Raw genomic sequence first — 25,502 nt, forward strand, 5'->3', positions numbered from 1 at the left:
TTCAGTCCTCCTCGGACCGTCCGGTGAATCCCGGGGCGGTCCCCGTGTCCTCGGGGCCGCTCTCGATGCCGGTGAAACCGATGTTGGAGAGCAGCCGCGCATCCCTGTCGGCCAGTCGTTGTTCCTGCGCCCGGCGGTGCCGGTCGGCGTAGAACGCCTCGAGGATCTCGTTCTGGAGGCCGAACATCTCACGCTCCTCCTCGGGCTCGGCATGGTCGTAGCCGAGGAGATGCAGCACACCGTGGATGGTGAGCATCGCGAGTTCGTGCTCGAAGGAACGTCGTGCCTCACGCGCCTGCTTGCGCGCGAACTCCGGGCACAACACGATGTCGCCGAGGATCGCCGGACCGGGTTCGGGCGCGTCGGGGCGCCCACCCGGGACCAGTTCGTCCATCGGGAAGCTCATCACGTCGGTCGGGCCCGGCAGGTCCATCCACTGGACGTGCAGATCGGCCATGGTGTCCTCGTCGACGCACAGGACCGACAGCAACGCACCGGGGTTGACGTCCATCGCGCCCACGGCGAACCGCGCGGCGTCGATGATCAGTTCCGCCGGGACCTCGACGCCCGACTCGTTGGCCAGTTCGATGCTCATGAGCGACGTCCATGGGCCGCGGCACGACGCGCCGCACGGTTGCCGCCGATCGTCGCGCCGGTCCGCTCGGTTTCCTCCGCACGGCCGTAGGCGTCGACGATGTCGGCGACCAGTCGATGCCGGACGACGTCCTGGCTGGTCAGCCGGGCGAAGTGGATGTCGTCGATGCCCTCGAGGATCGTGGTCGCGGTCATGAGTCCGCTCTTTGCCCCGCCGGGGAGGTCGACCTGGGTCACGTCTCCGGTCACCACGACCTTCGACCCGAAGCCCAGGCGGGTCAGGAACATCTTCATCTGCTCGCCCGTCGTGTTCTGCGCCTCGTCGAGGATGATGAAGGCGTCGTTGAGGGTGCGCCCGCGCATGTAGGCCAGCGGCGCCACCTCGATGACGCCGGCGGCCATCAGCTTCGGGATCGCCTCGGGGTCCATCATGTCGTGCAATGCGTCGTACAACGGACGCAGGTAGGGGTCGATCTTCTCGCTCAGCGTGCCCGGCAGGAAGCCGAGACGTTCGCCGGCCTCGACGGCGGGACGCGTGAGGATGATGCGGTTGACCGTCTTGGCGTGCAGGGCCTGCACGGCCTTGGCCATCGCCAGGTAGGTCTTGCCGGTGCCGGCCGGCCCCAGGCCGAAGACGATCGTGTTGTTGTCGATGGCGTCGACGTAGTGCTTCTGGTTGAGCGTCTTGGGCCGGATGGTCTTGCCGCGTCGGGACAGGATGTCGAGCGACAACACCTCGGCCGGCGACTCGTTCCCGCCGTCGGAGAGCATCGACACGCTGTGCCGGACCAGGTCGGGGGTGAGCGGGGTGCCGCGGCCGACGAGATCGGTGAGCTCGGCGATGACCCGCTCGGAGGCGGCGACGTCGGCGGGTTCGCCGGTCAGCGTCACCTGGTTGCCGCGGACGTGGATGTCGGCGGGCAGCAGCTGCTCGAGGGTCCGCAGGTTGATGTCACTGGCACCGAGGAGTCCGAACACCACTCCCGGAGAGACTTCGATGGTGGATGTGACCCCAGACCGGCGCGGCTGCGTACGGCTGGATTGCCCGCTCGATTCGGGGTTGGCGTCACTCACGTATGAAATCACTCCTGGTGGTCGGCGGTGGTATGGCAGGTTGCGCCGTCACGTCACGAGCCGACACATCCTGTGGTCAGTGTATCGCTATGCAACACGGCATCAGCAGGCAATATTTCGACGGGCCGCCCGCCGCCGCGTCGGTTCCCCACCGAGTCGCCGGCCTGGCCGCCGAGCCGAGCGAGCCCGGATGCCGAGCCGAGCGAGCCTGAATGCCGAGCCGAGCGAGCCCGGATGCCGTGCCGAGCGAGCGTGGCCGCCGCCCGAACCTGCGCCGGAGTACGTCCCACCCGGCGACGGCGGACTCATCCGCATGGAGGTTCTGGAACCCGGTACCCGGACCGGCGGCGATCCATCATGACCGTGATCGAGAAGGTTTCCGGGAATCAGATCCCCAGGACCCGCACCGTCTGCCGCGCACACGCGCTGCGCGGGTCCACGAATGCCTCGTGCCCCTCCCCCGGCACGACGATCAGTTCGGCCGACTGGCCGCGGGCGACCGCGTCCTCCACGTAGCGACGGCTCGACTCCAGCGGCACCAGGTCGTCGGCGTCCCCGTGGATCGCGACGACGTGCGCGTCGAAGACCGGCGCCAGCATCGGCGAGGCCTCCCGGTAACGGCGCGGGGACTCGCCGAAGGGGCGGCCCATCAACGCCCGGAGTGCGGGTTTGTCGGCGCCGGAGACGGTGTCGAGCACAGCGGCCTCGGCGACCACGGTCGTGATCCGGGTGGTCGCGGTGCGCGCGCCGAGCTGCCCCGCCGCCCACACCGCGAGGTGCCCGCCGGCAGAATGCCCGACGACCCCGACCGTCGAGAAGTCGACGCCGGCCGGATCGATCCCCTGCTCCGACAACGCGTCGCGGACCGGCCCGTCGAGGGCACGGATCGCATCAAGGACGTCGCGCCCGGTCTCGGGCCAGCCGCCGCCGGGCTCGCCGACGCGCCGGTACTCGATGTTCCACACCAAGGCGCCGCGGCCGGACATCTCCCGCGCGACCGCGGTCTGAATCGTCGAGGAGTATTCGGCCGACCACGACCCGCCGTGGATGAGTACCACGACGCGGGCATGCTCGGGATCGAAGCCCTCGCGCGGGAAGTAGAGATGTCCGAACTGCGACGGCTCGTCGCCGTACTCGATCTTCACCCGCCGGACCGGGCATCGCCGGCTCATCGGGACCACCGCGAGGTGAGGACGCCGATCGCGCCGAGTGCCACGGCAGCGGCGGCCGCCGTGCGCAGCACCTCGGGCCCCAGAACCACAGAATGGGCGCCGAGGGCCGTCAGGTCGGCGACCTCGGAGTCGTCGAGTCCGCCCTCGGGGCCGATCACGAGCACGATCTCACCCGCGTCGGCGAGCGGGAGATCGGCGAGCGGCCGAGCCGCCTCCTCGTGCAGCACCGCGACCACCCCGCCCGCGGCGACCACGTCGGCGCACCGCGCCCGGACGTCGGTGGTCGTGGCGAGATCGGTGACCTCGGGAATCCAGGGCCGACGGCTCTGCTTCGCGGCCGCCGACGCCGCGGCCCGCCACTTCGCGACGCCCTTGTCGGCCTTGCCGCTCCAGCGCGCGACACAGCGCATCGCCTGCCACGGGACGATCGTGTCGGCACCGGCCTCGGTCGCCAGGTCCACCGCCAGCTCGGACCGGTCGGACTTCGGCAGCGCCTGCACCACGGTCACCTGCGGGGTCGGGCGGGCGCGAAACGTGAGCTCGCGCACCGAGGCGACGAGGGTGTCCTTGGAGACGATCTCGCGGACCTCGCAGTTCGCGACGGACCCGGCGCCGTCGCCGACGAGGATGCGTTCGCCCACCCCGAGCCGGGCGACGGTCACCGCGTGGCGACCCTCGGGGCCGCCGAGGGTGAGATCGGCGCCCGGTGCGGGGACGGAATCCGCCCAGAAGAGCGGCGGGCTCACTTGCCTGCGAAGGCGTTACGGAGCCGCGAGAAGAGTCCGCCCGGTGCCGCGGCGGCCGACGAGTTGACCACCTCGATCTCTTCGTTCGCCACCTTCTTGTACTGCTTGAGCGCCTCGGTCTGGGCGTTGTCCAGACGGGTCGGGACCACCACGTCGAGGTGCACGTGCAGTGTGCCGCGCACTCCGGAGCTGACGTGCGGCATGCCGTGCCCGCGGAGCTTGACGACCTGTCCGGGCTGGGTGCCGGGTGCCATCGTGACCGTCACCTCGTCGCCCAGGATGGTCTGGACGTCGAACTCGGCGCCGAGCGCCGCGTCGACCATCGGCACCTTGACGGTGCAGTGCAGGTCGTCCTTGTCGCGGACGAAGACGTCGTGCGGACGCTCGGTGACCTCGACGTAGAGGTCGCCGGCGGGACCGCCGCCGGGCCCGACCTCGCCCTGGCCGCTCAGCCGGACGCGCATGCCGCTCTCGACGCCCGCCGGGATGCGGACGGTCAGCGTGCGCCGCGAACGGACCCGCCCGTCGCCGCCGCACTTGTGGCACGGGTCGGGGATGACCTCGCCGACCCCGTGGCAGGTCGGGCACTCGCGGACGGTCATGACCTGGCCGAGGAACGAGCGCTGCACCGACTGGATCTCACCGGCACCCTTACAGGTGTCGCAGGTCACCGGCTTGCTGTCGCCGTTGGAACCCGAGCCCTTGCAGGCGTCGCACAGGATGGCCGTGTCGACGGTGATCTCCTTGTTGACGCCCTTGGCGCACTCCTCGAGATCGAGCTTCACACCGACGAGGGCCGGCTCCCCCGGCTGGACGCGCGAACGCGGACCGCGGCTCGAGCCGAAGCCTCCGCCGCCGAAGGCGCCGCCGTTGCCGAAGAAGGCCTCGAAGACGTCGCCGAAGCCTCCGCCGCCCCCGAAGCCGCCGAAGCCGCCGGCGCCGGGCCCGGCCATCGGGTCGCCGCCCGCGTCGACGATGCGACGCTTCTCCGGATCGCTGAGCACCTCGTAGGCGGTCTTGACCTCCTTGAACTCGTCCTCCCGGTCGGGGGCGACGTCGGGGTGGAGTTCGCGCGCCTTCTTGCGGTAGGCCCGCTTGATCTCCTGGTCACTGGCGTCCTTGGACACCCCCAGGGTTGCGTAATAGTCACGTGCCACGGTCGTAGTGATCCTTCGGTCTGTTGTTGGCGCCGTTCTCGGCGGCACCCACGCGTCGTGCGCCCCGCGCCTGCGGGCAGCCCGCCGCACGGTTCACACGGGAACCACTCAATTCTGCCGAAAACCCGCCGGCGGCCTTCGCGCGGCGTCCCGCTCGCCCGCCGGGCCTGCGGTCATCGCTCGGCGAGCACCTCGCCGATGTACTTGGCAACGGCCGCCACCGAGGCGATGGTTCCCGGATAGTCCATCCGTGTGGGGCCGAGCACTCCGACGCCGCCGAACACGGTTCCCGATGCACCGTACCCTGTCGACACCACCGAGGTCCCACGCAGGTTCTCGGTCTTGGTCTCCTCTCCGATCTGCACCGTGACCTGCCCCATCTGCTGAGAGTGGGCGAGGATCTTGAGGACGACGACCTGCTCCTCGAGCGCCTCGAGGACGGTGTCCATCCCACCGACCGTGGGTGTGAAGTCCGCGGCGGATTTCGCGAGATTCGACGTGCCGCCGAGCACGAGGCGGTCGTCGCCGCGCTCGACGAGGGTCTCCACGAGGACCGTCGCGATGTTCATGATCGCGTCGCGCAGGTCCTGGGGTGCGTCGTTGGCCAACTCCGCGACCGCGGCCGACGCCTCGGCGAGCCGCTTTCCGTGGAGCGCCGCGGAGAAGAGGTCGCGCATGCGCGCGATGTCGTCGTCGGTGTGGTCCTCGTTGAGCACCACCATCCGCTGCTCGACGCGTCCGTTGTCGACGATCACCACGAGCAGCAGTCGCGACGGGGACAAGGTGACCATCTCGAGGTGGCGGACCCGTGCCGCGGAGAGCACCGGATACTGGATGACCGCGACCTGGCGGGTCAGCTTGGCCAGCAGCTTCACCGAGCGCCGCAGGGCGTCGTCGAGGTCGACGCTGCCGTCGAGGACCGAGATGATCGCGCGCCGTTCGGCCGCCGAGAGCGGCTTGATCTCGCTGATCCGGTCGACGAACAGCCGGTAGCCCTTGTCGGTGGGCACCCGCCCGGAGCTGGTGTGGGGCTGCGTGATGTACCCCTCGGCCTCCAGGACGGCCATGTCGTTGCGGACCGTCGCACTCGACACCCCCAGCTTGTGGCGGTCGACGAGGGCCTTGGAGCCGATGGGTTCCTGCGTGGCGACGTAGTCCTCGACGATCGCACGGAGGATCTCGAACCGGCGTTCCTCGGTCGCTGACACCCGGTACACCTCCTGTGATTCGAGTCCCTGGCCGCGGGTCCGGGCCATAGAGTGGCCCAGACCTCATACTGGATGTAATCCATAGTACGAAACGAGCGCGGAGTCTCATGATCTTCAAAGGGGTGCGGGAGGGTAGGCCCTATCCCGACCACGGTCTGTCGGCACGCGGCTGGGCCAAGATCCCGCCGCGGCAGCTACGCCTCGACGAGCTGACCACCCTCACCAAGGTCCTCGCCCTCGACAAGCTCCTCAGCGAGGACTCCACCTTCTACGGCGACCTGTTCGCACACGTCGTCCGGTGGCAGGGCGAGCTCTACCTCGAGGACGGACTGCATCGCGCGGTCCGCTCCGCGCTGCGGAACCGGCACATCATCCACGCCCGCACCCTCGACCTCGACGCGCTCGACCTCTCCGAGGGTGCCCGCCCGCTCGAGGAGCAGCTCGACGACACCGCCGAGACCCCGGCGCGGCGCGGCACTCCCGAGCCCCGGGAGATCCCGCGCGTGCCCGGCCCCGGCGTATCGCCGTCCGGCATCCCCGCGACACGTCCGTCTCCCTCGGGTCGCGGCGCGCACCGTCGAGGCCCCCGGTCGACCGGGTGGACCAGCCCCTAGACTTCCGCAGCTCCACCACTTTTCGGCAGACGCACCACCGAATCCGGTGGCGCGTGTGCCGAAAACCGGTGGTTTGCAGGGTGATTCAGCCCCAGAGAACCCGGCGGATGACACCGTCGGCGAGCAGGCGCCCGGCATCGGTGAGGACGTAGGCCGTCTCCGCTCGCTCGAGAAGGCCGTCGGCGCACAGCTTCTCGGCGTTCGCACGTTCGGCGTCGTCGAGGATGCCCATGGGCAGCCCCGTCCGACACCGCGTGGTGAGCATGACCGCCTCGACGTGCCGGTCCTCGGCGCCGAGTTCCTCCGCCGACGCCGCGGGCAGCGCCCCCTCGGCGAGCGTCTTCGCATACCGGGCGGGATGTTTGACGTTCCACCAGCGCACGCCGTTGACGTGTGAATGGGCGCCCGGCCCGACCCCCCACCAGTCGTGGCTGTGCCAGTACGCGAGGTTGTGCCGGCAGGCCGCGGCGTCGTCGCGCGCCCAGTTCGACACCTCGTACCAACCGAATCCGTCGGCGCTCAGCCGGTCGTCGAGGATCTGGTAGCGGTCGGCGAGGACGTCGTCGTCGGGGGCGGGCATCTCGCCGCGCCGGATTCGCCGCGCGAGCGCGGTGCCGTCCTCGACGATGAGCGCATAGGCCGAGACATGGTCCACGCCCGCCGACAGCACCGCGTCGAGGCTGGCGTGCAGGTCGGCATCGGACTCGCCGGGGGTGCCGTAGATGAGGTCGAGGTTGACGTGCTCGAAGCCGGCCTCGCGGGCCTCGCGCGCGGCGGCGACCGCACGTCCCGGGGTGTGCACGCGGTCGAGGACGCGCAGGACGTGCTGCGCCGCGGACTGCATGCCCAGCGAGATCCGCGTGTACCCGGCCTCGCGCAGATCGGCGAAGAACTCCGGCGACGTCGACTCCGGATTCGACTCGGTCGTCACCTCCGCGTCGTCGGCCAGGTCGAACTCGGCGCGCACGGCATCGAGGAGCCTGGTGAGTCCGGCGGCACCGAGCAGCGACGGGGTTCCTCCGCCGACGAAGATCGTCGACACCTTGCGGGCCGGCTGCAGCAGGCGTGCCGCCGATTCGAGTTCGGCCGCGACCGCCTCCTGCCAGGATTCCGGGGACGACGACGAGCCGAGTTCACCCGCGGTGTAGGTGTTGAAGTCGCAGTAGCCGCAGCGCGTCGCGCAGAACGGGACGTGCAGATACAGACCGAACGGGACCTCGGGGTCGACGTCGGCGCACGCCCTCGAGATGAGCCCGGCGGCGAGCTCGGGAGCGGGTGTTTCGATGTCGACCTTCACCCGTCCATCATGCCGCCCGGAAACGCGTCGCCGCCTCTTGCCCTCAACCGAAGCCGCCGGTCGCCGGCCGAACACCCGCGGCAGACCGGGGCTGCAACGCCGCGCAGCTCACCTTGCCGCCTTTCCATCATCGTGATGGAAAATAACCCCAAGTAGACGTGGCGACGACGGACGTGGCATTATCGAGCCGTGATTTTCCCCGGGGTGTGGCTCGCTGCCCGACGCCACATTGATCTCAAGCGCGTCAACAGCGCTTTCTGTCGCCTCTAGCGACGTCTCGGCCCCGACCTGTCCCCATTTCTGCGGGGATGCCGGCACGTTCCAGCCCACTTTTCGTGCGTAGAACGCCGGCGATCGCGTGCGCCGGCACAGGAGATTCTCTGATGACGTCCACAACTGATGCCCCCGTGTCCGCATCGGCTCCCGCCGCCCCGGCAGCCGACCAGACCGCCGACACCTCCGCCGAGAAGCGCGCCCGCCCGACCCGCAAGGCCCGTCCGGTCAAGCGCCGCGCCGAAGGCCAGTGGAAGCTCGGCTACCGCGAGCCGCTGAACCCCAACGAGCAGGTCAAGAAGGACGACAACCCGCTCAACGTCCGCGCCCGCATCGAGAACATCTACTCCAAGCAGGGCTTCGACTCGATCGACAAGCAGGACCTGCGCGGCCGTATGCGCTGGTGGGGCCTCTACACCCAGCGCGCCCAGGGCTATGACGGCACCTGGACCGGCGACGAGAACATCGACATCCTCGAGGACAACCACTTCATGATGCGCGTCCGGTGCGATGCCGGGGCGCTCACCGTCGCGCAGCTGCGCACCCTCGGCGAGATCTCGACCGAGTTCGCCCGCGACACCGCCGACCTCTCCGATCGCGAGAACGTCCAGTACCACTGGATTCGCATCGAGGACGTCCCCACCATCTGGCAGCGCCTGGAGGCCGTCGGCCTGCACACCACCGAGGCCTGCGGCGACTGCCCGCGCGTCGTGCTGGGCTCGCCGCTGGCCGGCGAGTCCTTCGACGAGGTCCTCGACCCGACGCCGGCCATCGACGAGATCGTCCGCCGGTTCATCGGCGACCCGCAGTACTCGAACCTGCCGCGCAAGTTCAAGACCGCGATCTCCGGCCAGCAGGACGTGGTGCACGAGATCAACGACGTCGCCTTCATCGGCGTCGTGCACCCCGAGCACGGCCCCGGCCTCGACCTCTGGGTCGGCGGCGGCCTGTCCACCAACCCGATGCTCGCCCAGCGCGTCGGCGCGTGGGTCCCGCTCGACGAGGTGCCCGACGTCTGGGAGGGCGTGGTCGCGCTCTTCCGCGACTACGGTTACCGGCGCCTGCGTTCCAAGGCGCGCCTGAAGTTCCTCGTCAAGGACTGGGGGATCGAGAAGTTCCGCCAGGTCCTCGAGGACGAGTACCTCGGCCGCAAGCTGATCGACGGCCCGGCCCCGGAGAAGCCCGAACGCCCGATCGACCACATCGGCGTGCAGAAGCTGCGCAACGGCCTCAACGCCGTCGGCTTCTCCCCCATCGCCGGTCGCGTGTCGGGCACCATCCTGACCAAGACCGCCGAGGCCGTCGCCAAGGTCGGCTCCGACCGCGTGCGCTTCACCCCGTACCAGAAGCTGATCGTCCTCGACGTCCCCGACGACCAGGTGGAGTGGCTGATCGACGAGCTCAAGCCGCTCGGCCTGCACGCCCGGCCGTCGCAGTGGCGCCGAAACCTGCTGGCCTGCAGTGGAATCGAGTTCTGCAAACTGTCCTTCACCGAGACCCGCAAGCGCTCGCAGGTGCTCGCGCCCGAGCTCGAGGAGCGTCTCGCCGACATCAACTCGAAGCTCGACGTCCCGATCACGGTGAACATCAACGGCTGCCCCAACTCCTGCGGACGTTCGCAGATCGCCGACATCGGCTTCAAGGGCCAGCTCGTGGAGGACGCCGACGGCAACGTGGCCGAGGGCTTCCAGGTCCACCTCGGCGGCAGCCTCGGCCTGGACTCGGGATTCGGCCGCAAGCTCCGCCAGCACAAGGTTCTCTCCACCGAGCTCGGCGACTACATCGAACGCGTCGTCCGCAACTTCGTGGAGCAGCGAGAAGACGGCGAACGGTTCGCGCAGTGGGCCGTTCGCGCCGACGAGGAGGCACTCCGATGACCATCAGCACCACCGAGACGGTCGCCGGCCGGCGCCACAGCGAAGAGGAACTCCGCGCGATCGCGGCCAAGGGCGCCGCCGACCTCGGCCCCGACGCGAGCCCGGAGGAACTGTTCCGCTGGACCGCGGAGATGTTCGGCACGAACTTCGTCGTCGCGTCGAACATGCAGGACGCGGTGCTCGTCGACCTCGCGGTCAAGAACATCGACCGTGAGCTGGTCGGCGGACCGGTGAAGGTCCTGTTCCTCGACACCGGTTACCACTTCGCCGAGACCATCGGCACCCGCGACGCCGTCGAGCAGGTCTACGGGGTGCAGTTGATCAACCTCACCCCCGAGCACAGCGTCGCCGAGCAGGACGAACTGCTGGGCCGCAACCTCTTCGCGCGCGACCCGGGCGAATGCTGCCGCCTGCGCAAGGTCGTCCCGCTCAAGGCCGGGCTCGCCGGCTACGACGCCTGGGTCACCGGCATCCGCCGCGTGGAGGCGCCGACGCGCGCGAACGCCCCGCTGATCTCGTTCGACGAGGCCTTCGGCCTGGTGAAGATCAACCCGATCGCACCGTGGTCCGACGAGCAGATGCAGGACTACATCGACTCCCACGGCGTGCTGGTCAACCCGCTGGTCGACGAGGGCTACCCCTCGATCGGCTGCGCGCCGTGCACCGCCAAACCCGCACCCGGATCCGATCCGCGCAGCGGCCGCTGGGCCGGCCGCGCCAAGACAGAATGTGGGCTCCACGCATGACCATCACCGAACCCCAGCCCGTCCGCGACGCCGTCGCCGACGACGACTTCTCGACCCTCGACGCGCTCGAGTCCGAGGCCATCCACATCTTCCGCGAGGTGGCCGGCGAGTTCGAGCGGCCGGTGATCCTGTTCTCCGGCGGCAAGGACTCCACCGTCCTCCTGCACGTCGCCCTCAAGGCGTTCTGGCCTGCGCCGCTTCCGTTCTCGCTGCTGCATGTCGACACCGGGCACAACCTGCCCGAGGTCCTCGAGTTCCGCGACCGAGTCGTCGAGCGCCACAACCTGCGGCTGCACGTCGCCTCGGTCGAGGAGTACCTCGCCGACGGCCGGCTCACCGAACGCCCCGACGGCGTCCGCAACCCGCTGCAGACCATCCCGCTGCTCGACGCCATCACCGAGAACCGCTTCGACGCGGTGTTCGGCGGCGGCCGCCGCGACGAGGAGCGCTCGCGCGCCAAGGAGCGGATCTTCTCGTTGCGCAACGCCTTCGGCCAGTGGGACCCGAAGCGTCAGCGCCCCGAGTTGTGGAACCTCTACAACGGGCGCCACGCACCGGGCGAGCACGTCCGCGTGTTCCCGCTGTCGAACTGGACCGAGCTCGACGTGTGGCGCTACATCACCCGCGAGCAGGTGCTGCTCCCCTCGATCTACTACGCCCACGAGCGTGACGTCTTCCAGCGCGACGGCATGTGGATGACCCCCGGCGTCTGGGGCGGCCCCCGCGACGGCGAGGTGCTGGAACGCCGCTGGGTGCGCTACCGCACCGTCGGCGACGGCTCGTCGACCGGCGCGGTGCTGTCCGAGGCCCGCACCAACGAAGAGGTGCTGGCCGAGGTCGCCGCCTCCCGACTGACCGAACGCGGCGCCACCCGCGGCGACGACCGTGTCTCCGAGGCCGCGATGGAAGACCGCAAGCGCGAAGGATATTTCTGATGAGCCACGCCCCCGACCTCCTCCGCATCGCCACCGCGGGCAGCGTCGACGACGGCAAGTCGACCCTCGTCGGCCGCCTGCTGTACGACACCAAGTCGGTCCTGGCCGACCAGATCGACGCCGTCACGAAGGCGTCGGTCGACCGCGGCCTCGACACCCCCGACCTGTCGCTGCTCGTCGACGGCCTGCGCGCCGAGCGCGAGCAGGGCATCACCATCGACGTGGCGTACCGCTACTTCGCCACGCCCGCACGCTCTTTCGTGCTCGCCGACACCCCCGGCCACGTGCAGTACACCCGCAACACGGTGTCCGGCGCGTCGACCGCGCAGCTGGTGATCCTGCTCGTCGACGCCCGCAACGGCGTCGTCGCGCAGACCCGTCGCCACGCCGCGGTCATGGCGCTCCTCGGCGTGCCGCAGCTGGTGCTCGCGGTCAACAAGATCGACCTCGTCGACGACGCGGCGAGCGTGTTCGCCGAGATCTCGGCCGAATTCGGCGAGCTCACCCGCTCGCTCGGATGGTCGCCCGAGCAGGTCACCTCGATCCCGGTGTCGGCCCTGCACGGCGACAACATCGCGAAGCCGTCGGAGAACACGCCGTTCTACGACGGCCCGACCCTCATCGAGCACCTCGAGACGGTTCCCAACCTGACCGAGCGCGCCCCGGTGGGCCTGCGCTTCCCGGTGCAGTACGTGATCCGTCCGCGCACCCCGGAGTACCCGGACTACCGCGGTTACGCCGGGCAGATCGCGGCCGGCCGCGTCACGGTCGGCGACGAGATCGTCGTGCTGCCGTCGGGCCAGCGGACCACCGTCAGCGGAATCGACACCGCCGACGGCCCGCTGGAGACCGCGCACACCGGCCGCAGCGTCACCCTGCTGCTCGCCGACGACGTCGACATCTCGCGCGGTGACCTGATCGCGGCGGTGGCAGACGCCCCCGAGCCGATCCAGCAGTTCACCGCGACCGTGTGCTGGCTGGCCGAGAAGCCGCTGCGCCCGGGCGCGCGTCTGCTCCTCAAGCACGGCACCAAGACCACGCAGGCCATCGTCGGCGGACTCGACGCCCTCTTCGACGAGCAGAACCTCGCGCTGGTCGACGCCCCGGAGACGGTGGAGCTCAATCAGATCGTGCGGATCTCGGTGCAGACCGCGGAGCCGATCCCGGCCGATGACTACCAGGTGAACCGCGAGTCGGGCAGCTTCCTGCTGATCGATCCGGCCGGCGGCAACACACTGGCGGCCGGTCTCGTCGGCGACGCCCTGGCGCCGCTGCATCTCAAAGAGCTGGTGTGAACCCGACGCTCGTCCTCGCCGCACACGGCAGCCGCGATCCGCGCTTCGGCGTGACCGCGCGCCGTGTGCGCGACGCCGTCGCGGCCGCCCTGCCCGAGGTCGAGGTGGTGTTGTCCTACCTCGACCTGAACGAGCCGTTCGTCGGCGACGTCCTCGAACGTGTCGGGGACGCCGACGCGGACCCGGTCGTCGTCCCGCTGCTGCTGTCGGCGGGGTATCACCACAAGGTCGACCTGCCCGCGATCATCGCCGCGCATCGGCCCTTCGCGCATCAGACGGAGGTGGTCGGCACCCGGTCGCTGGCGGCGGCACTCGCCGACCGTCTGCACGAGGCGGGTCTCGACGATCGTGACGGTGTGATCCTGGCCGCGGTCGGGTCGTCGGACGCCGCGGCCGACCTCCACGTCCGACGCCGGGCGATCGAGTTGTCGACGCGACTGCACCGTCCGGTCGAGGTGGTCTTCGCCACGCGGCTGGGCTCCGATGCCCGCGTTCTCGCCGGGGCGGTGCGCCGGCTGCGCGCTGCCGGCGCCGGGCGGATCGCGCTCAGCCCCTACTTCCTGTCGGCGGGGCTGCTCGTCGAGCGGGTGGAGACGGCCCTCGACTCGATGGTGGAGGGCACGCTCGTGGCGGGACCGCTCGGCGCGCATCCCGACCTCGTCGACGGCATCTGCTGCCTCTACCGCACCGCGACCAGGCGGGCGGCGGTCACCACCAGCGGGCGGTGAGAGACCTCACATCGTCACGAGCCAGGCGATGACCACGAGGATCAGCAACGCGAGCAGGGCCACCGTGACCGGCGAGCGCATCAGTTTCACAGTCCGGTCCCATCGTCGTCGGCGAAGCGGCGGCGGTCGAGGATGTCGGCCGCGAGGTCCACGAGGAAGTTGAGCACGTAGGCGATCAGCACGGCCACCGGGATCACCACGACGACCGTCACCAGCAGCTGCGGCACGAAGGACAGGCCGGTCAGCCACTCCTCCACGCCGTCCCACCAGTTGAAGAACGCCGTCACGTCATCTCCCCGTCCATCCGATTCGGATCATCCGCGTCTCGGTCCGGTGAACCGAGTGGCGTCGGACAGCGCCCGTGGCAATGATAGTTGCCATGTCTGCCGCAGATGACTCCACCGTAACGCCCCTGCCGACCGCCGCCGGCCACCGGGCCGACGACGCCGACCAGGACGTGCGCCGAGTCACCGATGCCGCGCCGATCCCGCCGACCGCGCCGTCGCATCGCAGCGCCTTCCCTCCCATCGGCGACTACGCGTTCCTGTCCGACACCGAGACCAACTGCCTCATCGCGCGCAACGGCTCGGTGGAGTGGATGTGTATCCCGCGCCCGGACTCGCCGAGCGTGTTCGGCGCGGTCCTCGACCGCAGCGCGGGCCATTTCCGGCTGGCACCGTACGGCGTCAACGTCCCGGTCGATCGCCGGTACCTCCCGGGCAGCCTGATGGTCGAGACCACGTGGCAGACCGACACGGGCTGGATCATCGTGCGCGACGCCCTCGTCATGGGACCGTGGCACGACACCGAGCGCCGCTCGCGCACCCACCGCCGCACCCCCACCGACTGGGACGCCGAGCACGTCCTGCTGCGGACGGTTCGCTGCGTGTCGGGAACGGTCGAACTCCACATGAGCTGCGAGCCGGCGTTCGACTACCACCGCGGCACCACCCGCTGGGAGTACACCGGCCCCGCCTACGGCGAGGCCGTCGCAACCGCCCACGACACCGACGCCGACACCCCCACCCTGAAGCTCACCACCGACCTCCGTCTGGGACTCGAGGGCCGCGAGGCCCGCGCACGCACACGCCTCGTCGAGGGCGACAACCGCTTCGTCGCCCTCAGCTGGTCGCGTCATCCGGCGCCGCAGAACTGGGAGGAGGCCGCCCACAAGATGTGGACCACCAGTGAGGCGTGGCGGCAGTGGATCAACATCGGCTCCTTCCCCGATCACCCGTGGCGCAGCCACCTGCAGCGGTCGGCGCTGACCCTCAAGGGGCTCACCTACTCCCCGACCGGCGCGCTGCTCGCCGCCGCGACCACCTCCCTGCCGGAAACGCCGCAGGGAGAGCGCAACTGGGATTACCGGTACGCGTGGGTGCGCGACTCGACCTTCGCGCTCTGGGGTCTCTACACCCTCGGCCTCGACCGCGAGGCCGACGACTTCTTCTCCTTCATCGCCGACGTCTCGGGCATCAACAACGGGGAACGCCATCCGCTGCAGGTGATGTACGGCGTCGGCGGGGAGCGCACCCTCGAGGAGGAGGAGCTCACCCACCTGTCCGGATACGGCGGCGCCCGGCCGGTCCGCATCGGCAACGGCGCGTACAACCAACGGCAGCACGACATCTGGGGCACGATGCTGGATTCGGTGTACCTCCACATCAAGTCCCACGAGGCCGTCCCCGAGACGCTCTGGCCGGTACTCAAGGCCCAGGTCGAGGAGGCCATCGAACACTGGCGCGAACCCGACCGCGGCATCTGGGAGGTCCGCGGCGAGCCGCAGCACTTCACCTCGTCGAAGGTGATGTGCTGGGTGGCGCTCGACCGCGGTGCGCGGCTGGCCGTGATGCACGGCGAGGCCAAGCACGCCCGGGAGTGGTCGGCGATCGCCGACGAGATCAAGGCCGACGTCCTCGCCCACGGCGTCAACGACCGCGGCGTGTTCACCCAGCGCTACGGCGACGACGCGCTGGACGCCTCACTGCTGCTGGTGCCGCTGCTGCGGTTCCTGCCGCCGGACGATCATCGCGTCCGCGCAACGGTTCTCGCGATCGCCGACGAGCTCACCGAGAACGGCCTGGTGCTGCGCTACCGGGTCGAAGAGACCGACGACGGCCTCACCGGCGAGGAGGGCACGTTCACCATCTGCTCGTTCTGGCTGGTGTCGGCGCTGGTGGAGATCGGTGAGCTGCCGCGCGCCAAGGCGCTGTGCGAGCGCCTGCTGTCCTACTCGAGTCCGCTCAAGCTCTACGCGGAGGAGATCGACGCCAAGACCGGCCAGCACCTGGGCAACTTCCCGCAGGCGTTCACCCACCTGGCGCTGATCAACGCGGTCATGCACGTCATCCGCGCCGAGGAGGCCGAGCACCAGGCGACGTTCCAGCCGGCCAATCACTGACCGGCGGGCAACCTGGACCGACGGAATCCGGTTCTCGGTCCGGCGGAACGCCGGTGCTCAGACCCCGTCGAGCGCGGCGACCTTGGTGGCCCGCGCGTACACGGTCTCGCCGGGCTGAAGGTTCAGCGCGTTCTGGTCGCCGCGGGTGATCTGCGCGGCGAACTCCTCGCCGGTCGACGCCGAGACGAGTTCGACGCGGGTCTCGAAGCCGAGGTTGACCACGCGCTGCACGGTGGCGCGGATGATGCCCACGTCGAGGTTCGGATCGGTGGTCGGCGACGCCATCTCCGGGGTGCGTCCGATCCGGATGTCGTGAGGGCGCACCAGTTCTCCGTTGAGGCGCACCGTGGAGCCCAGGAACGACGCCACGAACTCGTTGGCGGGACGGTCGTAGAGGTCGTCGGGGGTGCCGACCTGCTCGATGCGTCCCTTGTTCAACACGGCGATCCGGTCGCTGACGTCGAGCGCCTCCTGCTGGTCGTGGGTGACCAGCACCGTGGTGACGTGCACCTCGTCGTGCAGGCGACGCAGCCACCGCCGCAGGTCGTCGCGCACCTTCGCGTCGAGCGCGCCGAACGGCTCGTCGAGCAGGAGCACCTTCGGGTCGACGGCGAGTGCGCGCGCAAGCGCCATGCGCTGGCGTTGCCCGCCGGACAGCTGCGCCGGGAACCGCTTCTGGAAGACGGTCAGGCCGACCACCTCGAGCAGCTGGTCGACCTTGGCGTCGACCTCCTTCTTGGGCCGCTTGCGGATCTTGAGCCCGAAGGCGATGTTCTCGCGCACGGTCAGGTGCTTGAACGCGGCGTAGTGCTGGAACACGAAGCCGATGTCGCGCTTCTGCGGCGACTTCTTCGACACGTCGGTGTCGTTGATGATCACGGTGCCCGAGTCGAGGGTGTCGAGTCCGGCGATCGCGCGCAGCAGCGTCGACTTGCCCGAACCCGACGGGCCCAGCAGGGAGGTCAGCTGACCGTCCGGGATGTCGATGGAGACGTCGTCGAGAGCGGCGAAGTCGCCGTAGCGTTTGTTGGCGCCGATGACCTTGATGGACATGTCACTCGCCTTCCTTGGGATGGGCATGAGAGTGGACGATCTGCTTGGCGTCGACGGATTCCGGTCCGTGCGGCGGGGTGAGTTCGGGTTCGACGATCTCGACCTCGCCCGAGGTGGACTCGCTCGCCTCGGCCAGGCGTGACTTGGCGCGGCGCTCGATGAGCGACATCGCGACCAGCACGAGGATCGCGACGAACATCAGCAGCGTCGCGGCCGCATAGGCGCCGAACTCGTTGTAGTCGTCGGTGTAACGCGAGTTGACCAACAGGGTGAGGGTCTGCGAGACGCCCGGGAAGTTCGACGACACCATGGTCACCGCGCCGTACTCGCCGAGCGCGCGGGCGACGGTCAGCACGATGCCGTAGGTGAGGCCCCAGCGGATCGCCGGCAGCGTGACGCGCCAGAACACCTGCCACGAACTGGCGCCCAGGGTGGCGGCGGCCTCCTCCTGCTCGGTGCCGATCTCGCGGAGGACGGGCTCGACCTCGCGGGCGACGAACGGCAACGTGACGAACAGCGTGGCGAGCACCAGACCGGGGAACCCGAAGATGATCCGGAACCCGAGACTCTCGATGCCGCCGAACCAGCCGCCGTAGCCCCACAGCAGGATCAGGGCGACGCCGGCGACCACGGGCGACACCGCGAACGGCAGGTCGACGACCGCCTGCAACAGCCCCTTGCCCGGAAAACGCCCGCGCGCCAGGGCAAGTGCCGTGATGACGCCGAAGATGACGTTGAGCGGCACGACGATCACGACGATCAGCAGGCTCAGCTGCAGTGCCGAGATCGCCGCGGGCGTGGTGATCCACTCCCAGAACTGGACGATGCCGTGTTCGAAGGAGCGGTAGAAGATCGTGCCCACGGGGACGATCAGCAGGACGAACAGGTAGACGAGGGCGACGGTCCGCAGCCCGTAGCGGGTGAGTCGGGAGACCTTCATCGATCCGCGTCCTCCCGCTTGGACTGCCACCGGCCGACGATGCGCAGGATGAGCAGCGTCACGAAGGCGATCAACAGCAGCACCACCGAGATCGCGGCGGCGTTGACCGGCGCGTCGATCTCGATCTGCTGCTGGATGTACTGCGACGCCACCTGTGTGTCACCCGGGATGTTGCCGCCGATGAGCACCACCGAGCCGAACTCGCCGATGGCGCGGGTGAACGCGAGGCCCGCACCGGTCAGGATCGCCGGCAGCAGCGCGGGCAGGATGATCCGGCGGAAGATCGTGAGGTTGTTGGCGCCGAGCACCGCCGCGGCCTCCTCCACGTCGACGTCGAGCTCGAGGAGCACCGGCTGCACCTGCCGCACCACGAACGGGAGCGTGACGAAGGTCAGTGCGATCACCAGCGCGGGCTTGGTCGCGTTGAGGTGGATGTCGACCGGGCTGTTCGGGCCGTACAGCGACAGCAGCACGAGGCTCGCGACGATCGTGGGCAGTGCGAACGGCAGGTCGATGATGGCGTTGACGAACCCCTTGCCGGGGAAGTCGTCACGGACCAGGACCCACGCGATCAGCGTGCCGAAGACGACGTTGATGAGCGCCGCGATCACCGAGACGAGGACGGTGATCCACAGTGCGTCGACGGCGGCGGGCGCGGTCACCGCGTCCCAGAAGCCGCTCCAGCCGTCCTCGAAGGACTGCACCGTGATCGCGGCGAGCGGCAGCAGCACGATGACGCTCAGCCACAGCCAGGCGACGCCGACGGTCATCGGGCTCACCCCGGCGAAGGTCCGCGAGCGCCCCAGGAACCCGCCGGGCGGTCGCGAGCCGGACACCGCCTGCGGATCGTCCGGGGCCGGTGCGTCGACCGAGTCCACCGTCGTCACTGCTTACCCCCTGAGTCGTAGATCTTGGTGATGGCGCCCTTCTTGCCGAACAGCACCTCGTCGACGGCCTTCCATCCGGTCAGGTTCTTGCCGTCGTTCTCCTCGGCGGTGCCCTCGCCGAGGATCTTCCCGATCTCGGCGATCGTCCACAGCTTCGCGATGTCGCCCGGGAAGAGGTCCCTGGTCTCCTCGATGACCACGGGGTCGACGGGGCGGAATCCCGTTGCCGCCCAGATCCGCTGCGCTTCCGGGGTGAACAGGAAGTCCACGAAGGACCGGGCGGCCGGGAGATCCTTGGTGGTGTTCACCACCGCAACCGGGTTCTCGATCTTGAAGGTCTGCGGCGGAATCACATACTCGACCTGGCTGTTCGGGTTCTTGCCCGCGTTGGCCTTGTCGAGCATGATCGCCTCGTTCTCGTAGCTGATCAGCACGTCGCCCTGTCCCTGTTCGAAGGCCGTGGTCGCCTCGCGACCCGACTTCGGGACCACCTTCACGTGATCGCGGATGAGCTCGGCGACGTAGTCGAGGCCGGCCTGCAGGTTCCGGCCGCCGTCGCTGACCGCCGAGAACGGCGCGAGCAGGTTCCACTTGGCCGAGCCGGAGCTGCCCGGGTTCGGGGTGACCACCTGGACGCCGGGCTTGAGCAGGTCGTCCCAGTCGCGGATGTTCTTCGGGTTGCCCTTGCGGACCACCAGCGCGACGACCGAACCGAACGGCGTGCTGTTGTTGGGGGCCTGCTCTTTCCAGTCCTCGTCGACGAGGCCGGCCTTCACGAGCCGCGTGATGTCGGGCTCGACGGAGAAGTTCACGACATCGGCGGGGACGCGGCGGGCCACCTTGCGGGACTGGTCGCCGGACGCGCCGTACGACGCGGAGAATCCGACGCCCTCGCCCTCGGGGGTCGCGCGGAAGGCCGGGATGATCTCGTCGAACCCGATCTTCGGGACGGCGTAGGCGACGAGGTCGAGGTGACGGTCTCCGCTGGAGATGTCCACCCCGCCGGGTTCGTCGGTCGATCCGCCGCCACATCCGGAGACGAGCACCATCGCCAGTGCCAACAGACTCACCAGCACGCCAGTGCCGCGTCGTTTGACGGAGCCAGCGCTCACGGATTCCTCCAGGACTCTCTTCGCAGGGCCGGTCGCGACAACGCTGTGACCGGCGAGGACCGGATTACGCTAGCAACCTGCAAGCGGCTCTGGCAGGGGGCGAAGTCGCGCCCGCAGCCGGTTCGCACCGCTGCGCGCGCGGACCGCGGTCCGGTGGGCGCCTCACCAGTCGGCAGGGTGCGGGCATCGGTTGCCCGCCGACGCAATCGGCCCACGCGGAGCGAAATCGTCGTCTACGATCCGCCGCAGCCCACCGATGGATCGGGCAGGCCTGTGGCCAGCGAGAACGCCCGGTCACCGCACCGGACGCCCAGACCCGCCGACCCGGGACCGGACCGCGCGAGCGGGCCTCCGGCCCCGTTCCCCCGCTCCGCTCCGCGATGCGTCGAGACGACCCGAGAATCCTCTTCCGAAACCGTGCAACGGTTGAAATCAGCGGGATTCAAACCCCGCCGGAGGGCCTAGTCGAGCCGCCACTCCTCGTAGGCGCGGGGGTCGCCGACCGGCTCGATGTGGGTGGTGATGCTCAGGTCCGCGACCGCGTCGTGCAACTCGCCCTCGACCTCCTCGGCGAGGTCGTGCGCCCGCTGCACCGACCAGTCCCCCGGGACGAGCATGTGCAACTGGACGAACCGCTGATGCCCGGCCTCGCGGGTTCGGATGTCGTGGAAGACGATGCCGTCGGCCCGGTGACGATCGAGCACCGCCTCGATCGCCTCGAGCTGCTCGTCGGGCAGGGCCGAATCCATGAGGCCGGCTCCCGACCGCTTCACGAGCCCGAAACCCACGACCATGATGTTGACGGCGACCGCGATGGCGATGATCGGGTCGAGGGGAAGCCAGCCGGTCCACGCGACCAGGAACACCGCGATGACGACGCCGATCGTCGTGGCGACGTCGGTCATCAGGTGCTTGCCGTCGGCCTCGAGCGTGAGAGACCGATGCCGGCGGCCGACGGCGATGAGGAACAGGCCGACGGCGCCGTTGAGGACGGTGGCCGCGATCGAGATCCCGAGACCGAGTCCGACGGACTCGAGTTCGCGAGGATGCAGCAACCGGTCGACGGCCGAGACGACGATGATGACGGCCGCGACGACGATCAGCACGCCCTCGAACACCGCGGAGAAGTACTCGGCCTTGGTGTGCCCGAAGTTGTGTCCGCTGTCGGGCGGTTTCGCCGCCACCCGCAGCGCCGCGAAGGCGGCGACCGCGGCGACGACGTTGACGATGGACTCCAGTGCGTCGGAGAGCAGGCCGACCGATCCGGTCACCCACCACGCGACGACTTTGAGCGCGAAGACCGCGACGGCGGTCACGATGCTGAGCAGCGCGAAGCGCGTCAGATCCCTGGGTTCGGCCTTCACGTCTCAGGCCGCCAGTCCCCGACGACGCAGCAGCGGGTCGATCTGCGGCTTGCGCCCGATCAGCTTCTCGTGCGCGGCCAGCGGGTCGACGCTGTCACCGCGCGACAGGGTCGCCTCGGCGAAGCGTCGACCGTTCTCCCGCTCGAGGCCGCCCTCGGCGAGGAACCACTGCTCGGTCTCGGCGTCGAGCACCTCCGACCAGATGTAGCTGTAGTACCCGGCCGAGTAGCCGCCGCCGAAGATGTGATTGAAGTAGGCGCTGCGGTAGCGCGGCGGGATGAGTTCGGTCTTGAGTCCCGCGTCGGCGAGTGCCTTCGCCTCGAACGCCTCGACATCGGTGACGGCCTGCGCCTCGGCGGGTGTCAGGCGGTGCCAGGCGAGGTCGAGCGACGCGGCGGCGAGGTACTCGATGGTGGCGTGCGCGGACTCGGTGCCCGCCGATTCCCGTGCGGCGGCGGCCAGTTCGGCCGGGATGGGCTCCCCGGTCCGGTGGTGGATCGCATAATTGGCCAGCACATCCGGGTGCAGCGCCCACATCTCGTTGACCTGCGACGGGAACTCGACGAAGTCGCGCGGCACCGACGTGCCCGACTGCGACGGGTAGTCCACCGACGACAGCAACCCGTGCAGGGTGTGCCCGAACTCGTGGAACAGCGTGGTCAGCTGGTCGATCGAGAGCAGGCACGGCTGTCCCTCGTCGGGCTTGGGCACGTTGAGGACGTTGACGATGATCGGCCGGTCGCCGAGCTTGCTCGACTGGTCGACGATGTTGTTCATCCACGCGCCGCCGCGTTTCGACGGACGCGCGAAGTAGTCGCCGAGGTACAGGCCGATGCCGACCCCCGAGTCGTCGCGGACCTCCCACACCCGCACGTCGGGGTGGTAGACGGGCAACCCGGTCAGCTCGACGAACTGCAGGCCGTAGAGCTTGTTCGCCGCGTAGAACACGCCGCGGGTCAGCACGGTGTCGAGTTCGCAGTAGTCGGCGAATCCGTCGAGCGGGACCGTTGCCGTCGCCTTCTTCTCGCGTTCGAGCCAGAAGGTCAGGTCGGCCGGACCGATCTCGGCGTCGCCGGCGAACTCGCTGAGCCGCGTCAGTTCCCGGCCGCCGGCGCGCATCGCCGACGCGTTGAGCTCGCGCAGGAAGTCGTCGACCGCGGACGGGTCGGGGGCGGTCTGCTCGGCGATGACGTATTCCGCGTGGTCGCGGTAGCCGAGCAGCTCGGCCCGCCGGGCCCGAAGTCGCACGATCTCGAGGACGAGCTCGCGGGTGTCGTGCTCGTTGCCACGGGAGCACCGGTTGACCGAGGCGTCGAAGACCTTCTGCCGCACCTGCGGATTCGTGAGTTCGGCGAGCACCGACTGACTCGTGGGCAGTTCCAGGGCGATCAGATACCCGGTCTCGTGCCCGGCCTCTGCCGCGGCCCGTCGCGCGGCGGCGATCTGCCCCGCGGACAGCCCGTCGAGGTCGGACTCGTCGGCGACGAACACCGCCGAGTCGTTGGTGTCGTCGAGGATCTTCTGCGAGAACGTCGTCGTGAGATAGGCGAGGCGGGACGCGATCGCGCGCATCTCCTCCTGTTCGGCCTCGCCGAGTCCGGCGCCCGCGCGCACCGCCTCGCGGTACCGCTTGTCGAGGAGGCGGCGCTGCGGCTCGGTCAGGTCGAGCTCGTCCGCGCGCTCGACGAGGTCCTTGATGCGCGCGAACAGCACCGGATGCATCGCGATGGTGTTCGCGTGGTCGGTCAGCCGCGTCGAGAGCTCCTGGGAGATCTCGTTGCGCCTCGGGTTGGTGTCGGGGCCGACGAGGTTGAAGAAGATGCCCGACGCGCGCGCGAGGTCACGCCCGGACAACTCCAGCGCCTCGACGGTGTTGCCGAAGGTCGGCGGGTCCTCGTTCGCCGCGATGGCCTCGACCTCGGCGAGGTGCGATTCCATGGCCGCGGTGAACGCGGGCAGGAAGTCGTCGTCGGAGATCGACGCGAAGTCGGGTAGTCCGTAGGGCAGATCGCTGTGTGCCAGTACCGGATTGGTCGAGCCGTCCTGCCCTGCCATGCCGTCCCCTCTCGCCATCACTTCCCTTTTGGCTTGTCGCCCATCGCATCTGTGGACAGTGCCGCCACGAAGGCCTCCTGCGGGACGTCGACGCGGCCGATCGTCTTCATCCGCTTCTTGCCTTCCTTCTGCTTCTCGAGCAGCTTGCGCTTTCGGCTGATGTCACCGCCGTAGCACTTGGCGAGCACGTCCTTGCGGATCGCGCGGATGTTCTCGCGCGCGATGATCTTCGAGCCGATCGCCGCCTGCACCGGCACCTCGAACTGCTGGCGCGGGATGAGCTCCTTGAGCTTGAGCGCCATCTTGTTGCCGTAGGCGTAGGCGGCGTCCTTGTGGACGATCGCGCTGAACGCGTCGACGGCCTCGCCCTGCAGCAGGATGTCGACCTTGACCAGGTCGGCCTCCTGCTCGCCGGCCTCCTCGTAGTCGAGGCTGGCGTAGCCGCGGGTACGCGACTTCAGCGAGTCGAAGAAGTCGAAGATGATCTCGGCCAGCGGCATCGTGTACCGCAGCTCGACGCGGGTCTCCGACAGGTAGTCCATGCCGCCGAGGTCGCCGCGCCGCGACTGGCAGAGTTCCATGATCGCGCCGATGAACTCGCTCGGCGCGATGATGGTGGTCTTCACGACGGGCTCGTAGATGTGACGGGTCTTGCCCTCGGGCCAGTCGGACGGGTTGGTGACGATGTGCTCGGAGCCGTCGTCCATCACCACGCGGTAGACCACGTTGGGCGCGGTCGAGATGAGATCGAGGTTGAACTCCCGCTCGAGTCGCTCGCGGGTGATCTCCATGTGCAGCAGACCGAGGAAGCCGCAGCGGAAGCCGAAGCCGAGGGCCACCGAGGTCTCCGGCTCGAAGGTGAGCGCGGCGTCGTTGAGCTGCAGCTTCTCCAGTGCCTCGCGCAGCACCGGGTAATCCGAGCCGTCCACCGGGTAGAGGCCGGAGTAGACCATCGGCCGCGGCTCGCGGTAGCCGGTGAGCGCTTCGCTCGCGCCGTTGCGGGCGCTGGTGACGGTGTCGCCGACCTTCGACTGGCGCACGTCCTTCACGCCGGTGATGAGGTAACCGACCTCGCCCACGCCGAGGCCGGCGGACGCCTTCGGTTCCGGCGAGACGATGCCCACCTCGAGCAGCTCGTGGGTGGCGCCGGTAGACATCATCTGGATCTTCTCGCGCGGCACGATCTTGCCGTCGACGACGCGGATGTAGGTGACCACGCCGCGGTAGGTGTCGTAGACGGAGTCGAAGATCATCGCGCGCAGCGGGGCGTCGGGATCGCCGACGGGCGGCGGCACGAGGCGGATCACCTCGTCGAGCAGTTCGCGCACGCCGACGCCGGTCTTGCCCGACACGCGCAGCACGTCCTCCGGCTCACAGCCCACGATGTGGGCGAGCTCGGCGGCGTAGCGGTCGGGATCGGCCGCGGGCAGGTCGATCTTGTTCAGCACCGGGATGATGGTGAGGTCGTTCTCCATCGCCAGGTACAGGTTGGCGAGCGTCTGCGCCTCGATGCCCTGCGCGGCGTCGACGAGCAGGATCGCGCCCTCACACGCCTCCAGGGCGCGCGAGACCTCGTAGGTGAAGTCGACGTGCCCGGGGGTGTCGATGAGGTGCAGGACGTAGTCCTCACCGTCCACCTGCCAGGGAAGACGGACGTTCTGGGCCTTGATGGTGATGCCGCGCTCGCGCTCGATGTCCATGCGGTCGAGGTACTGCGCGCGCATCTGGCGCTCCTCCACGACACCGGTGAGCTGCAGCATCCGGTCCGCCAACGTCGACTTGCCGTGGTCGATGTGGGCGATGATGCAGAAGTTCCGGATACGCGCCGGGTCGGTGAAGGTCTTGTCGGCGAAGCTGGGAATGGGAACTACTCCTCTGGGACGACACGGGGTAGGACGGACACGGGCGTTGACCACCATGTTCTCATGAGCGCCGCCGCTCGCGCCGAGGCGCTACCGTGACAGCCGTGTCAGC

At 69.3% G+C, this 25,502-nt stretch carries 22 protein-coding genes; 7 read left to right on the plus strand and 15 right to left on the minus strand.

The window, feature by feature from the left end; translation table 11 throughout:
- Position 1: 1 nt before the first annotated feature.
- From ybeY to hrcA, 6 genes are all read right to left on the minus strand, one after another.
- Positions 2-595 carry an rRNA maturation RNase YbeY gene (ybeY, locus tag E1P53_RS06875; RefSeq protein ID WP_131733794.1) on the minus strand — a complete coding sequence of 198 codons (594 nt, stop codon included), beginning with the start codon at positions 593-595 and terminating at the stop codon, positions 2-4.
- Positions 592-1,668 carry a PhoH family protein gene (locus E1P53_RS06880; RefSeq protein ID WP_165484397.1) on the minus strand — a complete coding sequence of 359 codons (1,077 nt, stop codon included), beginning with the start codon at positions 1,666-1,668 and terminating at the stop codon, positions 592-594. The genes ybeY and E1P53_RS06880 overlap by 4 nt, the downstream gene beginning before the upstream one ends.
- A 386-nt stretch (positions 1,669-2,054) precedes the next feature.
- Positions 2,055-2,840 carry an alpha/beta hydrolase family protein gene (locus E1P53_RS06885; protein WP_131733795.1) on the minus strand — a complete coding sequence of 262 codons (786 nt, stop codon included), beginning with the start codon at positions 2,838-2,840 and terminating at the stop codon, positions 2,055-2,057.
- A complete protein-coding gene (locus E1P53_RS06890; RefSeq protein WP_131733796.1) occupies positions 2,837-3,586 on the minus strand; it encodes a 16S rRNA (uracil(1498)-N(3))-methyltransferase in 750 nt (249 codons plus the stop codon). Before E1P53_RS06890 ends, E1P53_RS06885 begins: the two co-directional genes overlap by 4 nt.
- On the minus strand, positions 3,583-4,743 hold the full coding sequence (dnaJ, locus tag E1P53_RS06895; protein ID WP_131733797.1) for a molecular chaperone DnaJ: 1,161 nt from the start codon (positions 4,741-4,743) through the stop codon (positions 3,583-3,585). Before dnaJ ends, E1P53_RS06890 begins: the two co-directional genes overlap by 4 nt.
- Before the next feature lie 173 nt (positions 4,744-4,916).
- Positions 4,917-5,951: a heat-inducible transcriptional repressor HrcA gene (gene hrcA, locus E1P53_RS06900; protein WP_109237502.1), complete on the minus strand. Its 1,035-nt coding sequence runs from the start codon at positions 5,949-5,951 to the stop codon at positions 4,917-4,919.
- A 107-nt stretch (positions 5,952-6,058) separates the two neighbouring features.
- Between hrcA and E1P53_RS06905 the strand changes: the two genes are divergently transcribed.
- Positions 6,059-6,565, plus strand: a complete 507-nt coding sequence (locus E1P53_RS06905) for a type II toxin-antitoxin system VapB family antitoxin (protein ID WP_131733798.1) — start codon at positions 6,059-6,061, stop codon at positions 6,563-6,565.
- 85 nt (positions 6,566-6,650) lie between these two features.
- Here E1P53_RS06905 and hemW read toward each other — a convergent pair whose 3' ends face one another.
- A complete protein-coding gene (gene hemW / locus E1P53_RS06910) occupies positions 6,651-7,862 on the minus strand; it encodes a radical SAM family heme chaperone HemW (RefSeq protein ID WP_131733799.1) in 1,212 nt (403 codons plus the stop codon).
- A 383-nt stretch (positions 7,863-8,245) separates the two neighbouring features.
- Between hemW and E1P53_RS06915 the strand changes: the two genes are divergently transcribed.
- From E1P53_RS06915 to E1P53_RS06935, 5 genes are read left to right on the plus strand one after another with little or no spacing between them, the layout of a single operon-like run.
- Positions 8,246-10,012 carry a nitrite/sulfite reductase gene (locus tag E1P53_RS06915; protein ID WP_131733800.1) on the plus strand — a complete coding sequence of 589 codons (1,767 nt, stop codon included), beginning with the start codon at positions 8,246-8,248 and terminating at the stop codon, positions 10,010-10,012.
- Complete coding sequence (locus E1P53_RS06920; protein WP_131733801.1) at positions 10,009-10,758, plus strand: phosphoadenylyl-sulfate reductase; 750 nt, start codon at positions 10,009-10,011, stop codon at positions 10,756-10,758. The genes E1P53_RS06915 and E1P53_RS06920 overlap by 4 nt, the downstream gene beginning before the upstream one ends.
- Positions 10,740-11,693 carry a sulfate adenylyltransferase subunit CysD gene (gene cysD, locus E1P53_RS06925; protein ID WP_109237320.1) on the plus strand — a complete coding sequence of 318 codons (954 nt, stop codon included), beginning with the start codon at positions 10,740-10,742 and terminating at the stop codon, positions 11,691-11,693. The genes E1P53_RS06920 and cysD overlap by 19 nt, the downstream gene beginning before the upstream one ends.
- Entirely contained in the window at positions 11,693-12,988 is a 1,296-nt protein-coding gene (locus E1P53_RS06930; protein ID WP_006899798.1) for a sulfate adenylyltransferase subunit 1, read from the plus strand. The genes cysD and E1P53_RS06930 overlap by 1 nt, the downstream gene beginning before the upstream one ends.
- Entirely contained in the window at positions 12,985-13,716 is a 732-nt protein-coding gene (locus tag E1P53_RS06935; protein ID WP_131733802.1) for a sirohydrochlorin chelatase, read from the plus strand. Before E1P53_RS06930 ends, E1P53_RS06935 begins: the two co-directional genes overlap by 4 nt.
- Before the next feature lie 86 nt (positions 13,717-13,802).
- Here E1P53_RS06935 and E1P53_RS06940 read toward each other — a convergent pair whose 3' ends face one another.
- Entirely contained in the window at positions 13,803-14,003 is a 201-nt protein-coding gene (locus tag E1P53_RS06940; RefSeq protein WP_006899800.1) for a hypothetical protein, read from the minus strand.
- 92 nt (positions 14,004-14,095) lie between these two features.
- On the opposite strand from E1P53_RS06940, the gene E1P53_RS06945 reads away from it, so the two are divergent.
- Positions 14,096-16,117, plus strand: a complete 2,022-nt coding sequence (locus E1P53_RS06945) for a glycoside hydrolase family 15 protein (protein WP_131733803.1) — start codon at positions 14,096-14,098, stop codon at positions 16,115-16,117.
- Between the two features lie 57 nt (positions 16,118-16,174).
- Here E1P53_RS06945 and E1P53_RS06950 read toward each other — a convergent pair whose 3' ends face one another.
- The 7 genes from E1P53_RS06950 to lepA all read right to left on the minus strand — a co-directional run bounded on the left by E1P53_RS06950 (position 16,175) and on the right by lepA (position 25,447).
- A complete protein-coding gene (locus tag E1P53_RS06950; RefSeq protein ID WP_006899802.1) occupies positions 16,175-17,170 on the minus strand; it encodes a sulfate/molybdate ABC transporter ATP-binding protein in 996 nt (331 codons plus the stop codon).
- A gap of 1 nt (position 17,171) precedes the next feature.
- Entirely contained in the window at positions 17,172-18,110 is a 939-nt protein-coding gene (gene cysW / locus E1P53_RS06955) for a sulfate ABC transporter permease subunit CysW (RefSeq protein WP_131733804.1), read from the minus strand.
- A complete protein-coding gene (gene cysT / locus E1P53_RS06960) occupies positions 18,107-18,988 on the minus strand; it encodes a sulfate ABC transporter permease subunit CysT (RefSeq protein WP_040526599.1) in 882 nt (293 codons plus the stop codon). Before cysT ends, cysW begins: the two co-directional genes overlap by 4 nt.
- A gap of 5 nt (positions 18,989-18,993) precedes the next feature.
- On the minus strand, positions 18,994-20,109 hold the full coding sequence (locus tag E1P53_RS06965) for a sulfate ABC transporter substrate-binding protein (protein WP_040526585.1): 1,116 nt from the start codon (positions 20,107-20,109) through the stop codon (positions 18,994-18,996).
- A gap of 461 nt (positions 20,110-20,570) precedes the next feature.
- A complete protein-coding gene (locus E1P53_RS06970) occupies positions 20,571-21,473 on the minus strand; it encodes a cation diffusion facilitator family transporter (protein ID WP_131733805.1) in 903 nt (300 codons plus the stop codon).
- Between the two features lie 3 nt (positions 21,474-21,476).
- Positions 21,477-23,528, minus strand: a complete 2,052-nt coding sequence (locus tag E1P53_RS06975; protein WP_181954809.1) for a M3 family metallopeptidase — start codon at positions 23,526-23,528, stop codon at positions 21,477-21,479.
- A gap of 17 nt (positions 23,529-23,545) precedes the next feature.
- Positions 23,546-25,447, minus strand: coding sequence for a translation elongation factor 4 (gene lepA / locus E1P53_RS06980; RefSeq protein ID WP_006899808.1), 1,902 nt, complete (start codon positions 25,445-25,447; stop codon positions 23,546-23,548).
- Positions 25,448-25,502 lie beyond the last annotated feature (55 nt).

Source organism: Gordonia paraffinivorans (assembly GCF_900683595.1).
Classification (GTDB): domain Bacteria; phylum Actinomycetota; class Actinomycetes; order Mycobacteriales; family Mycobacteriaceae; genus Gordonia; species Gordonia paraffinivorans.

Coding starts and splice junctions, on each gene's coding strand:
- ybeY (WP_131733794.1), bottom strand. CDS start 595: ATGAGCATCGAACTGGCCAACGAGTCGGGCGTCGAGGTCCCGGCGGAA.
- E1P53_RS06885 (WP_131733795.1), bottom strand. CDS start 2,840: ATGAGCCGGCGATGCCCGGTCCGGCGGGTGAAGATCGAGTACGGCGAC.
- E1P53_RS06905 (WP_131733798.1), top strand. CDS start 6,059: ATGATCTTCAAAGGGGTGCGGGAGGGTAGGCCCTATCCCGACCACGGT.
- E1P53_RS06915 (WP_131733800.1), top strand. CDS start 8,246: ATGACGTCCACAACTGATGCCCCCGTGTCCGCATCGGCTCCCGCCGCC.
- E1P53_RS06920 (WP_131733801.1), top strand. CDS start 10,009: ATGACCATCAGCACCACCGAGACGGTCGCCGGCCGGCGCCACAGCGAA.
- cysD (WP_109237320.1), top strand. CDS start 10,740: ATGTGGGCTCCACGCATGACCATCACCGAACCCCAGCCCGTCCGCGAC.
- E1P53_RS06930 (WP_006899798.1), top strand. CDS start 11,693: ATGAGCCACGCCCCCGACCTCCTCCGCATCGCCACCGCGGGCAGCGTC.
- E1P53_RS06945 (WP_131733803.1), top strand. CDS start 14,096: ATGTCTGCCGCAGATGACTCCACCGTAACGCCCCTGCCGACCGCCGCC.
- E1P53_RS06950 (WP_006899802.1), bottom strand. CDS start 17,170: ATGTCCATCAAGGTCATCGGCGCCAACAAACGCTACGGCGACTTCGCC.
- cysW (WP_131733804.1), bottom strand. CDS start 18,110: ATGAAGGTCTCCCGACTCACCCGCTACGGGCTGCGGACCGTCGCCCTC.
- E1P53_RS06975 (WP_181954809.1), bottom strand. CDS start 23,528: ATGGCAGGGCAGGACGGCTCGACCAATCCGGTACTGGCACACAGCGAT.
- lepA (WP_006899808.1), bottom strand. CDS start 25,447: ATGGTGGTCAACGCCCGTGTCCGTCCTACCCCGTGTCGTCCCAGAGGA.